Origin of the sequence: Burkholderia sp. Ac-20353 (assembly GCF_017104785.1) — a bacterium.
GTDB lineage: Bacteria > Pseudomonadota > Gammaproteobacteria > Burkholderiales > Burkholderiaceae > Burkholderia.
In genome coordinates, this window is the sequence record NZ_JAAGPL010000069.1 from 24,921 (window position 1) to 41,504 (window position 16,584).

The 16,584-nt window shown below is 65.6% G+C and carries 7 protein-coding genes; 5 read left to right on the forward strand and 2 right to left on the reverse strand.

Going from position 1 to position 16,584, the window contains the following annotated elements; genetic code table 11:
* The first annotated feature begins 101 nt into the window (after positions 1 to 101).
* The gene (locus G3N94_RS20480; RefSeq protein ID WP_205794405.1) at positions 102 to 977 is read left to right on the forward strand and encodes a serine protease; all 876 of its coding nucleotides are present in this window, start codon (positions 102 to 104) and stop codon (positions 975 to 977) included.
* Between the two features lie 33 nt (positions 978 to 1,010).
* Here the strand turns inward: G3N94_RS20480 and G3N94_RS20485 are convergent, their stop codons facing one another.
* Together G3N94_RS20485 and G3N94_RS20490 are read right to left on the reverse strand one after the other, a co-directional pair.
* The gene (locus G3N94_RS20485; RefSeq protein ID WP_205794406.1) at positions 1,011 to 1,511 is read right to left on the reverse strand and encodes a hypothetical protein; all 501 of its coding nucleotides are present in this window, start codon (positions 1,509 to 1,511) and stop codon (positions 1,011 to 1,013) included.
* A 401-nt stretch (positions 1,512 to 1,912) separates the two neighbouring features.
* Positions 1,913 to 2,179 (reverse strand): hypothetical protein, encoded by a 267-nt coding sequence (locus G3N94_RS20490; protein ID WP_205794407.1) that lies wholly within the window; start codon positions 2,177 to 2,179, stop codon positions 1,913 to 1,915.
* Positions 2,180 to 2,504: 325 nt separating this feature from the next.
* On the opposite strand from G3N94_RS20490, the gene G3N94_RS20495 reads away from it, so the two are divergent.
* From G3N94_RS20495 to G3N94_RS20510, 4 genes are all read left to right on the forward strand, one after another.
* Positions 2,505 to 4,682: a tetratricopeptide repeat protein gene (locus G3N94_RS20495; protein ID WP_346778718.1), complete on the forward strand. Its 2,178-nt coding sequence runs from the start codon at positions 2,505 to 2,507 to the stop codon at positions 4,680 to 4,682.
* Between the two features lie 54 nt (positions 4,683 to 4,736).
* Positions 4,737 to 6,977: a tetratricopeptide repeat protein gene (locus G3N94_RS20500; RefSeq protein ID WP_205794409.1), complete on the forward strand. Its 2,241-nt coding sequence runs from the start codon at positions 4,737 to 4,739 to the stop codon at positions 6,975 to 6,977.
* An 11-nt stretch (positions 6,978 to 6,988) separates the two neighbouring features.
* Positions 6,989 to 9,283, forward strand: coding sequence for a tetratricopeptide repeat protein (locus G3N94_RS20505; RefSeq protein ID WP_241021974.1), 2,295 nt, complete (start codon positions 6,989 to 6,991; stop codon positions 9,281 to 9,283).
* 380 nt (positions 9,284 to 9,663) lie between these two features.
* A partial coding sequence (locus G3N94_RS20510) for a filamentous hemagglutinin N-terminal domain-containing protein (RefSeq protein ID WP_241021975.1) occupies positions 9,664 to 16,584 on the forward strand: 6,921 nt, incomplete at its 3' end.

Consider the following 16,584-nt stretch of genomic DNA (forward strand, 5'->3'; position numbering starts at 1 on the left):
TCCCCGATTCATATTGGCACGCACGTCACGAACCTCCGGCCAGCGCTGTGCGATTGCGCACGCGGAAAACCGGCCTTCCAGCGATAATGTCCGCATTTGAAATGCTGGAAGGCAGGCGCGTGGCGAATACGGGGGAGACCATGACGATGGAGTCGGGCCGCGCTGCCAAGGACGGCATGCGTGGCAGCGCGGCGATCCGTGCCGGGCGGGGGCGGGCGTCCGCGGTGAAAGGCTTGTCTCGCGCGGCGTGGGCGGCGATGATCTTCGCCACCGCCGCAATAGCCCAGACGACACGCGAGCCGGCCATGATCGCGCCGTCGAAACAGATCGACGGGTTCGCGCTCGAAGCCAATGCGACAGGTTTTTTCGTGAATGATCAGGGCGACATGCTGACGGCGCGACATGTCGTCGAGACGTGCAAGACGCTGTTCGTGATCAAGGATGCACGGGTCGCCCGAGCGACGGTCAAGGCAGTGAGCCGCGATCAGGATCTGGCGGTGATCACGAGCACGCTCCGGCCGTTGCTGGCGGCAAGCTTCGCGACGAGCGGGACCATGAGAGGCGCGCAGCCCGTATTCGCGGCGGGCTACGAAGTGCTGCGGCACATGCCGGACCGGGCGACGGCAATGTACAACGCATTCACGCGCACCGACGCGCGGAGCGACACATCGGGCGAATTCACGCTGATGTCGTCGGCGACCAACGGCGCGAGCGGCTCCCCGGTGCTGGATCAGGCGGGGCTGGTGGTGGGCGTGATTACCGATCGGGCGACGGTGTCCGGCGACGATGCGCGTTCGGTGGCGACGCGCTCAGGCGCGGCGAGCTATGTGATTGCGATCCCGGGCGATCCGATCAAGACATTTCTGAGAACCTCCGGGGTGCCGTTCACGGAATCCGACCAGCCGCAGCTCGAGCCGATGCAGGCACACGCGCCGCGCGCGGCGACGCTGGAGGCGGGCGTGTTGTGCGGTGGCTGACATTGCCGGTTCGCAGTCGTCCGAGAGAATCGCCTAGCGTTGCGTGTCGAACGCAAGCCATGCGTGCAGCACGCTCGCCGGCATGAAAGACAACAGACCGAACGCCACGGTGACAAGTACGGTCCAGAGCGTCGGACCCAGCGGGCCCGTGATTCCGAACGTCACGCCGAGCGGCCCGGCGAACGCCTCCAGTACGCCCGTCATCCACGCCAGCAGCAGGAACAGCGCGCAGCCCACGTGCATGCCGATGCCGAGGTAATGTCGGACGATCTGCGCGGAGCCGGCGAACGGCCGACGATGGTGGCGCTGATTCGTGTGCACGATGGCGATCGCGTTGGTCATCGCGATGATGGCCATCAGCGAAGGCCAGAAGAATGGCTGGTCGCTATGCGGGTTGATCGCAAGCAGCGAGCCGACTACCCAGAAGGGCGGCGCGAGCAGCGTGCCCGTTAGCCAGGACAGGATCTGCCACGCAAGCCACGGCGAACGCCAGCGCGCGGCGCGGAACGTGAGCGAGCACGACGCGCGATGCAACCTGCCACCGGCGTTCGCGGAAGAGCGGACTGGACGTGCGGGACGTACTGGACGTACAGGACGCGCGACGTGCCCCCACCATGCCGCAATCCGTCGCAGGAATATTGAAGCGATTGACATGCGAATTCTCCGGTGCACGGTTGTGGCATCAGGGAGCGAGTAATTGGCGGACGCGACACGCTGCGACGTCGATGCGCGGGTGGCGTCAGGGACGCATGCCACTCACGATTCGCATGAGGTCGACATCTCTATAGCCAAGACGGGTTGGACATGAAAATGCCGCACACGTCGAGGTGTCGACGATGATGGCGCGCGGGCAAACGGAACGGCTAATGGCAGCGGCCTCGCAATTCGGCGAGGTCTTCACGGCGGAGCGAGGGAACGCAGGTTGAAGCCTGGCGCTAGAAATCGGTCGGGCACAGCGGAACACGCTTGCCGTCGGCAGCAAAGCCGCGGTTTGTTACGGCTCGCGAAATTCTGTCGGACTCGCGCTCGAACATCTGTTTCAGGTGCACGCCGCTGGTGTCCGTTGCACCGAGCTTGGCGCGCGCGACCTCGCGGGGAATCTCGAACGCGGTGTAACCCCATCCGAGGTGGTACGCGGAGAACCACAAGTTGCTGTCTTCCGTGATGAAGAGTGCCGTCAGCGATACGCTCGTTTCGTGCATGGTTCGGATTCGCTCATGGATGACACGATGAAATTATCCGGCTTCATCGCAATCGCGCAATATCGATTCACCAGAATCCCCCGCTGAATCAAATGTGTCGGTTCCGTGTCGACGCGAGGCTGCGCTCGCCTCGTTCACCGCGCTGGCAAAAATGGTCCGTAACATTCGTCACACGCGTGTTGCGACCCGCCCGCTAGTCTGATGCAGGAACGAGCTGCCACCCGAAGCAAACGCTTCGAGCGACAGGTGGCGTTGCGTTGTGCAACACGACGAGGGGGCAAAGATGGAGGTTGAGTACCGGCATGACGCAGGGGCAGGCGCGCCCGTGGCCAGCGCGTCCGAGAACCGCAACCGGGCGGCGAACCTGTCGCGCGCACGGGACTGGCACGCAGCCGGCCGGTTCGACGACGCGGCGCGCGAATACGAGGGCGTGCTCGCGAACGAGCCGGATCGCGCGGATGCGTTGCATCTGTTTGGGGTTCTGCAGCATCAGCGCGGCAACACGGCCGACGCGAAACGGCTGATTCGACGGGCCGTGTCGATCGCGCCGGACGCCGGCGCACTATCGGACCTCGGCGTGCTGCTGGCGGCGGATGGCGACTTCGATGCGGCACAGGCGAATTTCGAGGCGGCATTGCAACTCGATCCGCATCATGTGCAGACGCTGGTACGCCGCGGCAACGCGTTGATCGGCATGCGCCGATACGCGGCGGCGCTGGCCGATTACGATCGTGCGCTGGACGTATCGCCGCTGTTGCTGGATGCGCTGTGCAACCGGGGCGCGGCGCTGCGTGCGCTTGGACGGCTTCAGGACGCGCTCGATACGTACGAACGCGCGCTGACCGTCGATCCCCGTTCGTTCGAATCGATGTACAACCTCGGGAACGTGCTGCGGGACTTGCAGCGCCATGCCGAGGCGCTGTTCAACTACGAGCGCGCGCTCGAGTTTGCGCCGAACCATCCGGAGATCCTGTCCGTGAAGGGGCGCACGCTCGTCGATCTCGGACGCCCGAAGGAAGCGCTCGCGAGCTTCAACGAAGCGATCGCGTCGAAGCCGGATTCCGTCGAAGCGCTGTACAACAGCGCTGTCGCGCTGGAGCGGCTCGGGCGCGCGGAAGAAGCGATGCAGCGTTGCGATCGGGTGCTGATGCTCGAGCCGCGTCACGCGAAGGCGTATGCGACCCGCGGCAATGCGCTGCTGAGCCTGAAACGGCACGACGACGCGCTCGCCGACTATACCCGCGCGCTCGACATCGAACCCGGCGCGGTGGACGTGTTGTGCAATCAAGGCACTGCGTTGCGCGAGCTCGAGCGTCATGACGCGGCGTTGCAGAGCTATGACGCCGCGCTCGCCTCCAACACGGAGTTTGCGGAGGCCTGGTGCAATCGCGGCAACGTGTTGCAGGATCTGCATCGTTATGACGCCGCGCTGGCGTCGTTCGACCGGGCGCTCACGATCAATCCGAAGTACGCGATGGCGTGGTTCAACCGGGGCAGCGTGCTGCTCGAGATGCTCAGGTTCGACGACGCGCTGGAGTCCTTCGATCGCGCGATCGCTTTCGAACCAAACTACGTCGACGCGCATTTTGCACAGGGTTTCATCCACTTGCGACGAGGCGACTTCGCGCGCGGATGGCCGAAGTACGAATGGCGGCTGCGCGATCCGAAATCCGAACATCATGACCGCGTGTTTTCCCAACCGCGCTGGACGGGAGGCGAGTCGCTCGATGGCCGCACGATCCTGATTCATGCGGAACAGGGTTTCGGCGACACGATACAGTTCTGCCGCTATGCGGAGCGCCTGGCCGATGCAGGCGCGCAGGTCGTGCTGGAAGTGCAGCCGGCACTTCGCTCGTTGATGGCGTCGCTGCGTGGGCCGGTGCGCGTGATCGCGCGGGGCGAGACGTTGCCGGCCTTCGATTTCCACTGTCCGCTGCTCAGCCTGCCGTTCGCATTCCAGACGGATTTGCCAGCCATTCCGGCCAGCACGCCGTACCTTCACGCGGATGCGGGCCTGATCCAGAAATGGGAAAACACGCTCGGTGCGCGGCGGAGCCTGCGCGTGGGCCTCGCATGGTCCGGCAATCCTGAACACCGCAACGATCGCAACCGTTCGATCGGCCTTGCCGACCTGATGCCGTTGCTCGATCTGGATGTCGAATGGATCAGCCTGCAGAAGGTCGTGCGCGACCGCGACGCGGCGCTGCTCGAACAGAGCCCGATCGACAGCTTCGATGCGGATCTGCGGGATTTTTCGGATACCGCGGCGCTGGTTCGGTCGCTGGACCTGGTCGTTTCGGTCGATACGGCTGTCGCGCATCTGGCCGGTGCGCTCAACCGTCCGGTCTGGATACTCGTGACCCATCTTTCCGAATGGCGCTGGATGAGCGAGCGCAATGACAGTCCGTGGTACCCGAGTGCGAGACTGTTCCGGCAACCCGCTCCGGGACGCTGGCAAGACGTGATCGAATCGGTGCGAGCGGAGATCGCCAGTCTGATCTAGCCGGATCAAAACGGACGCAAAAGCAGGACGCAAAAGCGTCCAGGAGAGAAACAAATGGGGTCTCGGGTGGGTAGCGGTTCGCAGCGCGAAGCGCGTCCGCGGGCGGCGTCGACAGCGGTCGACGGTGCGTTGCAACGCGCGCGTGCGTCTCATGAGCGTGGCGCGCTGCTGGACGCGGAACGAGGGTATCGCGAGGTGCTCGGCGTCGATCCGGATCATGCGGAGGCGTGGCATCTGCTGGGCGTGCTGCACTTTCAGCATGGTCGGATGGGCGAGGCCGATACGGCGATGCGGCGTTCGATCGAGCGGATGCCTTCGGCGCTCGCGCTGGCCAATCATGCGTCGGTGCTCGTCAGTCTCGGCCGCCGGGACGAAGCGCTGACGCGGCTCGATGCCGCGCTTGCGCTCAATCCTGCGCACCTGCGCGCGCTGCTGTTGCGGGCGGGGGTGCTGGCGGATCTGGGGCGTCATGCCGAAGCCGTCGCGGCGTACGACCGTTTGCTTGAGCTCGCGCCGACGCTGATCGAGGCGTTGTGGCGGCGTGCTGCCGCGCTCCAGGCGTTACAGCGTCATGTGGAGGCGCTTGAATCCTGCGATCGGGCGCTGGCGGTCGATCGCAAGTCGTTCGACGCGCATCGGCAGCGTGCGCAGATACTGCGCGAGCTGGGCAGGTTCGACGAGGCGCTCGAGCACTATGCGCGCGCGCTGGCGGTTACGCCGAACAGCGCGGAGATGCTGCTGATGCAGGGGATGACGCTGGCTGATCTCGGTCGGCTCGATCAGGCGCTGGCCAGCCTGAATGAAGCGATTGCGGGGCAGCCGGATTTTGTCGATGCGCTTTACAACAGCGGGGTGATGCTGGAACGTGTCGGCCGTTACGAGGATGCGCTGTCGCGCTGCGATCGCGTGATCGCGCTGGATGCGCGGCACGCGGGGGCGCTTGCCAACCGGGGGAATGCGCTGTTTGGGCTCGCGCGTTATGCGGAGGCGCTGGCGAGCTATGACGCGTCGCTGGACGTTGCGCCCAAATTCGTTGAAGTGCTGTGCAATCGCGCCAGAACGCTGACACGCATGCGGCGTGAGACGGAAGCGCTCGAGAGTTGCGATCGGGCTATCGAGATCAACGATGCTTATGCACTGGCGTGGTTTACGCGCGGTCGCATATTGCAGCGGCTGCACCGCTACGACGGCGCACTCGCCAGCTACGATCGCGTACTCGCGATCGACGTCGCTGACCAGTTGGCCCACTATCAGCGCGGTAATGTGTTGCGTTCGATGATGCGCCACGAAGAAGCGCTGATCGCATACGACCGCGTGGTGGCGCTGGACCCGGAGAACATCGCCGCGAACTTTACGAAGGCGTTCGTTTATCTGCAGATGGGCGATTTCGAGCGGGGATGGCCAGCCTACGAATGGCGCTGGCGCGAAGATCAGGTCGGTGCGCACAAGCGGGCGTTCGCGCAGCCGCTATGGCTCGGGAAAGAAACGATCGATGGCAAGACGATCCTGCTGCACGCGGAACAGGGCCTTGGCGATACGCTGCATTTCTGCCGTTATGCGAAGTTCGTCAAGTCGCTCGGCGCCCGCGTGATCATCGAGGTGCAGGGCGCACTGAAGTCGGTGCTGGCGGATGTCGAGGGTGTCGACGAGGTGGTCGGCTATGGGGAACCGTTGCCGCCGTTCGACGTCCACTGCCCGTTGCTGAGCTTGCCACTCGTGTTCCAAAGCGATCTTGCGTCGATTCCGTCCGAGGTGCCGTACCTGCGGGCACGGCCCGAGAAAATCGAGAAGTGGCAAACCCGGTTGGGCGAGCGGACCCGCGCGCGTGTCGGCATCGCATGGTCGGGCAACCCGAACCACCTGGACGATCACAATCGCTCGATCCTGCTCGAACATCTGTTGCCGTTGCTGACCGACGAGGTCGAGTGGATCAGCATCCAGAAGGTGGTGCGCGACGAGGATCGGCCGGTGCTGGAAGCATCGCGTATCCGGCACTTCGGCGACGAACTCGGATCGTTTTCCGATACGGCCGCACTGATGGAGTGCCTCGACTGCATCGTGAGCGTGGATACGTCGGTCGCCCACCTGGCCGGCGCGTTGGGCAAGCCGTTGTGGATCATGTTGCCGTACCTGCCCGACTGGCGCTGGCTGCTCGATCGCGACGACAGTCCGTGGTACCCAAGCGCACGGCTGTTCAGGCAGTCGCGGGCGGGGGAATGGAGCGACGTGTTCGACCGGATCGGGGCGGCATTGCGGTCCGTGGCGAATGCGGCGCCGGCTGCATTGCCGACGTGAACGGGTGAGCGATGGAGCGCGAAAAGAGGCATGAGGATCGGGCGCGCGGCGGGCGCACTGCGGAATCCAGCGCGGACGTGATGGACGTGACGGGTGGGCGCGCCGCCGTGATGGGTGCGGCGATACGCCATTCGCTGCAAAAAGCGCGAGCGTTGCTTGAGCGTGGCGAGTTCGCGCAGGCGCAGCAGCTCTATCGCGGCGTGCTCGCGATGGACCCGGAGAATACCGAAGCATTGCTGCTGCTCGGCGCGGCCTGCGATCAAAGCGGCGATTGTATCGAGGCGGAACGCCTGATGGCTCGCGCGCTGCGGTCCGAGCGGCGTTACGCATGGGCGTTCGCCAACTACGGCCTGGTGCTCGTCAAGCTCGGGCGCCACGAAGCCGCGCTTGTGCCGCTTCGGGAAGCGCTGCGTCTGGACGGGCGGCATCCAGCCGCGCATGTCAGCCTCGGCAATGCTCTGCTCGGGCTCGAACGCCATGCCGATGCGCAGAAGGCCTATGAGCAGGCGTTGGCGATTTCCCCGGGGCTCGCGGAGGCATGGAGCAACCGGGGCAACGCGTTGCGCGCGCTCGGCCGCCCTGCGGATGCCCTGATCAGCTTCGATCGCGCGCTGGCGATTTCCCAACGCGATTTCGCGACCCATACCAATCGCGGTCACGCGCTGCGCGATCTTGGTCGGCACGACGAGGCGTTGCGCAGTTACCGTCTTGCGCTGGTCATTCGGCCGCGCATGCCCGAGCTTCTGTCGCAGTGCGGGATGATGCTTCTGGCGCTCGGAAACGATGCGCAGGCGCTGACGTTTTTCAACCAGGCGCTCGAGGTGAAACCGGACGACGTCGACATCCTCTACAAAGCCTCTGTTGCGCTTGACCTGCTGCACCGCCATGAGGAATTGCTCGAGCATTGCGATCGCATTCTGTCGCTCGCATCGGATCATGCGGGAGCATGGTTGGGACGGGCGAATGCACTGCACGGATTGCGTCGTCACGCTGAGGCGGCTGACGCCTATGCTCTGGCGCTCACCCATGATCCAAACCTGCTCGCTGCGCTAAGCAACCAAGGGGTGGCGTTGCGGATGCTGGAGCGCTATGCCGATGCCCTGGATAGCTACGACGGCGCCATTGAGCAGATTGGAGCAAATGCGCAACTGCTGATGAGCCGTGGGCATACGTTGCAGAAACTGGGGAGATACGACGACGCGCTCGCGAGCTTTGCAGAGGCGGCCGCTGTCGAGCCGGTCGACGCCAACGGTTGGGCGCTGCGGGGGGCAGCATTGCAGCAACTGTGGCGTTTCGACGACGCAATCGACTGCTACCGTCAGATGCAGTCGTTGGAGCCCACCAAAGGCGCGGGACATCACGAAGAAGCGTACTGCCGTCTGCTGATCGGGGACTTCTCCGAGGGGTGGAAAAAATATGAATACCGCTGGGTGGATGCGGTTGCCGCCCGCTCTCGCCGTCACGCGAACCGGCCGTTCTGGTCGGGGCGGGAGCCGGTTGCCGGCAAGACGATCCTGCTCCATTCGGAGCAGGGCTACGGAGATACGCTGCAGTTTTGCCGCTACGCAAGGCTTGTCGAAGCGCGTGGCGCGAATGTCGTGCTTGAGGTGCCGCCAGCCCTGAAGGAGCTGTTGTCGTCGCTGCAGGGCGTGCCGCAACTTGTCGCAATGGGTGAACCGCTGCCGGCCTTCGACCTGCAGTGTCCTCTGCTGAGCGTACCGCTGGCTTTGGGTACAGATCTGGAAACCATTCCGGGACATACGCCCTATCTGCATGCGGACCTCACGCGTGTGCGCAACTGGCAGCGCCGGCTCGAAGGGCGGGGGGCGTCGGGGCAACTCAAGGTGGGGCTCGCGTGGTCGGGCAATCCCTCGCACAACAACGACGTGAATCGGTCGATCGCGTTGGCGGCGCTCGCGCAACTGTATGGGCAGCGCGCGACGTTTGTCAGTCTGCATCAGCAGGTGCGCGAGCGCGACGCAGCGACGTTTTCGGAAAGCGGCATGCTCCATTTCGGTGCCGATCTGCAGGATTTCGCGGATACGGCGGCATTGATCGCGTGTCTCGATCTGGTCATCTCGGTCGACACGTCGGTGGTGCACCTTGCGGGTGCGCTCGGCAAGCCGGTCTGGGTGTTGTTGCCGCGTGTGCCCGACTGGCGCTGGCTGTTGAAGCGGGAAGACAGTCCATGGTATCCGACGGCGCGGCTGTTCCGCCAGGACAAGCCGGGCGACTGGCCGGCCGTGATCGAGCGTGTCGGGCAGGCGCTGGCGCAGCACATCGATGCAACGAAGGTTTCGGGCTGAAGGCGGCCTGGTGAACAGGGCTGGCTGAATCGTCCGGATTCGGACGGCCCGAAAAGGTACGGACCTTTCCGGACGGCCAAAATCGTTCGTAACACCCGAAACGCATCTGCCACGTCAAGTCCGTACCTTTTGCATATTTGCCGGCCGATTCGGATGGGTGTCGTCGGGGCTGAGTTTACGGGCCGCGCGATGGATGCCTGTCGGATGCGGCGCTCCATTCATTGTGTTCGGGATAGTCAACAATGGCAGCACGTGTGCGCGTACAACGAGCGGTTTTCCACTCACAGGCGGGTTTGCGATCGAACGTCCGGCCGCTGTGTCAGGCAATCGCGTTGATGCTGGCGGCGGTTGTGCCGGCGCACGCGCACGCGGCGGGCATCATGAATCTCGGACAGGCGACGATGCGCGCGTCGGGCGGCGGCGCGGGGGGCGTTGGTGGTCTGCCGGGCGTGCCGAATCTCGGGGTGTCGCCGCAGCAGGCGCTGCAGGCTAGCCAACCTTCGATTCGCAACCTTGGGTATACGGCGCACGCGGTTGCCGCGCAGATTGCCGCGCAGCAGAGTGCGGCCGCTGCTGCGGCGGCGCTGCCGTCGACCGTGCCGAACGGGCTCGCGCCGGGCGGGCTGCAGGTCGCGGCGGGCGCGACGAACGACCCGAACAATCCGGTGCTGTGGTTCAACGCGAATGCGCCGATGCAAAGCGTCGACGCGTCTGGACACGTGAATGTGGACGTGAAGCAGACCGGGCAGAACGCGGTGCTGACGTGGGAGACGATGAACGTCGGGCGGCAGACGACACTCAATTTCGACCAGTCGGCGGGGACGCAGACGAACGGGGCCAACAACTGGGCAGTGCTGAACCGGATCAACGATCCGAGCGGCCGGCCGAGCCAGATTCTGGGGAATATCACTGCGCAAGGGGCGGTGTATGTGATCAACCGCAACGGTGTGCTGTTCGGTGCGGGGTCGCAGGTGAATGTGCATTCGCTGGTGGCGTCGTCGCTGGATCTGCTGAACATGAACAATCATCTGGTGCAGACGCCGGATGACGTGGTCGCGAGCAACAAGCAGTTCCTGAGCATGCCGGCCGGTACGACTGGCGGCCTGGCGTATCCGGAATCAGGAAACTCGAACGTCGGTGGCGTGCAAGGTGCGACCGGGGTACCGAACGAAGTGCTGGGTCTCGGCAACCAGGTATCGGTCAGTGCGTCGAACCCGTACTCGATGCCGGGCGACGTCACGATTGAGCCAGGCGCGTCGATCACGACGCACACCAACGGGACAGTCAGCGACGGCGGTTTCGTGCTGGTGGCGGCGCCGAACGTGACGAACGGTGGCAGCATCACGGCGACGGCCGGGCAGGTCGTGCTGGCCGCCGGCATCGGCGTGAGCCTGAGGCCGAATCCAGGCAATCCGCAGGTGCTGCTGCCGGAGCTGAGCGGTCAGCTGGTGACGGGCACGGGCGCAAACCAGACTGACGTTACGCCGGCTGGTACGCTGACCAACACCGGGATAATTCAGGCGGCGCGCGGGAACGTGAACCTGCTGGGCAGCAGCGTGGCGCAGAACGGCGTGGTGGGCGTGACAACGAGCGTGAACACGCCGGGCGCGATCACGATCTCCACCGTTGACGAGTACAGTTCGAACAATCCGCTGGGGCAGTCATATACGGGTGGGCAGCCCGTTACCTCCTTCGGCGCGAACGCGGGCGCGGCTGACACGCATCGTGCGGGCTTGCTGACTTTCGGTCCGAACGCCGTGACGACGGTGCTACCGGACAACAATGGCCAGACGGCGACGTCGTCGCCGGGCACGGTCTTCACGCCCGGCAGCATCACGATGACGGCGGGCTCGGTCTGGTTCCAAGGTGGCTCGTTGATCGAGGCGCCGGGCTCGAGCGTGTCAGTCGCCGCGCTGACTCCCGGGCAGCTGTTTAATGGCGAGCCGCTCTTTCCATCCCGGCCGCCGGGCGACACCGCATCGCAGGGCCGCATCTATCTGGACAGCGGCGCGACGATCGACGTGTCGGGTCTGGCAAACGTCGAGTTGCCGATCTCGAGCATCCTGGTCACGATTCCGCGCGTGGGCCAGAACGAGCTGGCCGATTCGCCATTGCTGCGCAACAGCTTTCTGTTCGGGCAAAAGGGTGTGGTGGTCGACAGCACGCTGACGGGCACACGTAGCGACGGCGTGCAGTGGGTCGGCAGCCCGATCCTGAACCTGTCAGGCTACGTGAACCTGATGCCGCGCACGGTCGACCAGCTGCTGACCAACGGCGGCACGATCATCCTGTCGGGCAACGAGGTGATGACCGCGACGGGTTCCTCGATGAACCTGAATGGCGGGTATGTTCACTACGACGGCGGGATGGTGAGCACGACGCGCCTCGTCGATGCGAACGGGGCAATCGTGCCGATTGGTCAGGCGAATCCGTACGATACCTATGTCGGCATTGCCGGCGAGTTCACCGAATCGCATCCGCGCTGGGGCGTGACGAAGACCTGGTACAACCCACTGCAGACCGGTAGCGTTTACGAGGGCGACTACATCGTCGGCGGCAATGCGGGGACGTTGAAGCTGTTCGCGACACGGGCGCTGGTGCTCGACGGCGATATCAGCGCGCAGGCGTTTGCCGGGTCCAAGCAGGCGCAGGGCAACAATCAGCCCACGGGCGGTACTTTTTCGTTGGGGGCGGGCGCATTGCTGACGCAGGGCGATACGTCCACCAGCGGCGAGTCGGGTCTGGTGATTCTGCAGGACACGGCACCACAACTCATTAGCCTGTCGCCGGCGTTTTCGATCGATACGCCGCTCGATACGACTGCGCTCGGCGCCCTGTCGAGCACCGATCCGAACAACGTGCTGGCCACGACGGTGGTACCGGTGAGCACGCTGAACACGGGCGGGTTCGCGAAGCTGAACGTCACCGAAGACAAGACGGGCGGCAAAGGGTTCGTGGTGGCCGACGGCACGCAGCTGAAGCTTCAGCCCGGCGGTAGCGTCAGTTTCAACGCGCCGGCGGGCAGCGCGCTGGTGGCCGGGTCGCTGGTCGTGCCGTCGGGCACGATTTCGATCTCGACCAGCGGAAACATCACAGTGGGCCCGAACGCGCTGATCAGCACGGCGGGCCAGTGGGTCAACAACGACGTGCAGACGGCGGCGGGCACGATGCCGGGCAATAGCGCGTACCTCAACGGCGGCAGCGTCACGCTGTCGGCTGCAGGCATTAATCTGCAGTCGGGCAGCGTGATCGACGTATCGAGCGGGGGCGAGCTGCAGGCGAACGGCCAGCTGCTGATGAGCAACGGCGTTCCGATGGGCAAGGGCGGCAGCCTGTCGCTGCTCGCCTATGCGTCGCAGCTCGGGTTTCCGGCGCAATTGCCGACGGACCCTCGCCTGAAGATGGACGGGACGATCCGCAGCTTGGGCTTCGCGGGAGGTGGCACGTTGACGCTGCAGGCGCCGGGTTTTCAGATCGGCGGTGATCCCGCGTTGGCGCCGACATGGGCGATGGCGCTGCCAGTCGACTTCTTTGCGCGGCAAGGCTTCGGCAAATACGTATTGAACGCGCTGTTCGATGCGAGTATCGCGCCGGGAGCAACGGTCACATTGACCCAGCAGAACTTGATTCCGGACGTGCCGGCGTTGCAGCGGGCGGCGAGCGGCGCCGATCTTTCGGCTGGCGGTCTGACGACGACGGGGACGCTCGACGCCTACCATCGTCAGCCGACGAGCGTCGTGATGACGGGTGGCGGCTATCTGGCCTGGCAAAGCAACGGACAGGCCGGCGTGACGCAGCCGGTCCCCGACTATCCGGGGGTGACCGGTGGCGTGAGCGTAGGTCAAGGTGCGGCGATCGTCGGCGACGCGGGTGCAAGCGTCGGGCTTGGCTCGCCCGCGCAGGTGACGGTACTCGGTTCGATCATCGCGCCGGGCGGTGCGATCACGCTGAGCGCGGACTCGGCGCTGGCGGGGCAGTACGAGCAGGCGGGCCAGTACGCCGCGACTGGCGCGTTCACGAGCGCGGGCAAGTCGGTGTGGCTAGGGCCGGACGCGGTGCTGGACGTGTCGGGTGTGGCGCTCGCCAATCCGCTCGCCGTGCCGGTCAAGAACGGGCTGACGACGATCACGCCGAACATGGGCAAGGTGCTGCCGGGCGGCGCGGTGGCGATCTCGGACGATTCGGGATATGTGGTCGCGCAGACGGGGTCGCTGATCAACGTGTCGGGAGCAGCGGCGAACTTCGACCAGTTGCAGGCCAGTGGCCGATACGCGTCGCAACCGGTGTGGAGCGATGCGGGCTCCATTACGCTCGCTGCATCGAGCGGATTGCTGTTCGACGGCACGCTCAAGGCGCAGCCGGGTGCGGCCCAGGCGCAAGGCGGTACGCTGTCGATCGTGCCGGTGACGAACGGTGTGCCCAGTGCGTTCGAGGTGGGCGGCGCCACGGTCGCGCTGCCGGGGGCGACCGCGCTGGTGATCCAGCAGAGCGGGAATCTCGTGCCGGTTGGACTCGCGCCCGGGCAGGACATCATTGCAGCGGCCGGCGCACTGAGCGGCAGCGGCAGCGCGATCGTCAGCACGGCAACCGGCGTGCTGCAGTTCGCGGCGGATCGGTTGGCTGGCTCCGGTATCGCGACGCTCGTGCTGGGCGCCAGCGTATCGACGACACCCGTGCCGGTCGCCTTTGCCGGTGACGTCAACATGACGGTACCGAAGGCCATCCAGATCTACACCAATCAGATCGTGGCGCTCAACAGCGACCAACTGGGCCGGTTGACGCACGGCGCGAAGGACGCCGCCGGCAATGATTCGATTCCCACGGTCGGTTCGCTGCTGAACGACGAGCGGACGGCGCAGCTGCCGACGATGATTGGCTCGACCGTGACCCTGGATGCGCCGTATGTCGCGATTGTCGGCCCGACGCCAACCAACCCGACGCCGCTGGGCACCATTGCTGCCGTATCGGATGCGACGCTGAACGTGAAGGCATCGTTCATCGACCTCGCGAACCAGTTCCAGCTGAACAACTTCGGGCGGGCGAACTTCACGAGCCGCGGCGACATCCGCCTGAGTTCGACGACGCCGATCAACAGCGGACTACTGTCCGGGGCGCTGTACACGCCCGGTAACCTGACGTTCCGGGCGGCAGACCTGTATCCGGCCACGGGCAGCACGTTCATTCTTGACGCGGTGGGGCCAGCCTCGACGACGATCACGTTCGAATCGAACGGCGCGTCGGGCGTACCGTTGTCGGCGGGCGGCATGCTGCTGGTGGATGCGACGGCCATCGTGCAGGGCGGCACGGTGCGCGCGCCGTCGGGCACGCTGGTGTTCGGCGTCGGCGATCCGTCCAGTACGGCCACGAAAACCCAGTTCAACGGTCTGCCGCTGGTCGCGACGGATTCGGTGGCGTTCGCGGACGGCAGTGTGACGTCGGTATCGAATGACGGTTCGATCATTCCGTACGGCACGACCGTGGACGGCGTCGAGTGGCGGTTCAATCCGTCAGCGGCGACGGCGGCCCCCGATCTCACTGCGCCGCCGTCGAAATACATCGGCGTGAATGGCAGCAGCGTGGCGCTCGCCAAGGGGGCGACGATCGACCTGTCGGGCGGCGGCAACCTGCAGGCGGCCGAATGGGTGCCGGGCACGGGCGGCACGCGGGACGTGCTGTCGCAGTACACGGTCAGCTACGCGAACAACGCGACGGGGACGGCGGTGCCGGTGAACGCCGGCGCGGGGAACGTCTACGCGATCCTGCCCGGCGCGCAGTCGCCGGTGGCGGCATACGATCCGGTGTTCGCGCAGACGGTCCAGCCGGCGACGAACGCGAACGGTACGGTGGGCTCGCAAACGCTCAGCGCGGGCGTGGGCCTGGCCTCGCTGACGAGCGCGGTGGGGCAGGCCGTGTACCTGTCCAGCGTGCCGGGGCTGGCGCCGGGCTACTACACACTGCTGCCGGGCAAGTATGCGACGTTGCCGGGCGCGTACCGCGTGACGGTGTCGGCCACGAGCGGCAACGTCGCGCCAGGCGCGAGCCAGGTGTTGCCGGACGGTACGGTGGTGACGGCCGGGTACTTCGCCGATGCGGTGACGGGCAGCCGCAGTGCGACGCCGACGCTGTTCAACGTGCAGTCGGGGCCGGTGTGGCAGCAGTACTCGCAATACACGCTGAAGAGGGCGAACGACTTCTTCACGGTGCTGGCGGCGAAGAACGGCAACGTGACGCCGCCGTTGCCGATGGATGGCGGGCAACTGGTGCTGGCCGCGACGCAGGCGTTGGCGCTCGGTGCGACGTTGAACACGGCGGCCGCTACAGGCGGCGCACCGGCGGAAGTCGATATCGCGTCGCAGGACATTCAGATCACCGGCAATGGCGCACCGGCGCTGGCGGGCTATCTGCAGATCAGCGGGGATGCACTGGAATCGTTGAACGCAGGCAGCCTGCTGATTGGCGGCACGCGCGCGGCCACCACGAACGGCGTGACGATCACGCCGATTGCGAACAGCGTGGTCGTGTCGAATGACGGCAACACGTCGCTGAAGGGGCCGGAAATCCTGCTGGTCACGAAGACCGATGCGAGCGGCACGGATCCGAACGCGGCGAACGGGCTGCGCGTGGATGCCGGCGCGTCGATCACGGCAGCGGGCGATTACCCGGCAGCACAGGACCAGCCGATCACGATTGCGGGCGATGGCGCGCTGCTGCGCGTGTCGAACGGCGCGATGGCGCCGCTCACGCGCACGGGCGGAACGGGTACGGGCCTGATGACGGTCGGTGCGGGTGCGACGCTCGCGGGCGGTCAGGCGCTGACGCTGGATTCGTCTGGAAACCTGAAGGTCGATCCGACTGCGGTGCTGTCGGCGAAGGCAATCACGGCGGATGGCTCGGCGATCACGTTCACGAGCGCGAATGGCGCGGCTGCGGCAAACCTGCCGGGCTTCGTGATCGATCCGGCAGGGCTCGCGCAATTCGCGAATGCGCAACAGGTGACGCTGCGCAGCTATGGCGCGATGGGCTTCATCGGCGACGTGAACGCGACGTTCGGCAATAGCGTCGATCTGAGCGCGGGCACGTTCACGAGCGACGGCGGGCATGTGACGCTGAACGCGCCGCAGATCGCGTTCACGAACGAGACGGGCGCGGCGAACGCACCGGCTGTGCCGGGCAGCGGCACGTTGACTGTGAACGCGAAGGAAATCGACTTCGGCACCGGCACGAAGACGGTGAGCGGATTCGGGAGCGTGTCGATGACCGCGACGAGTGGGATCGTCGGTCAGAACACGGGCACGTTCGAC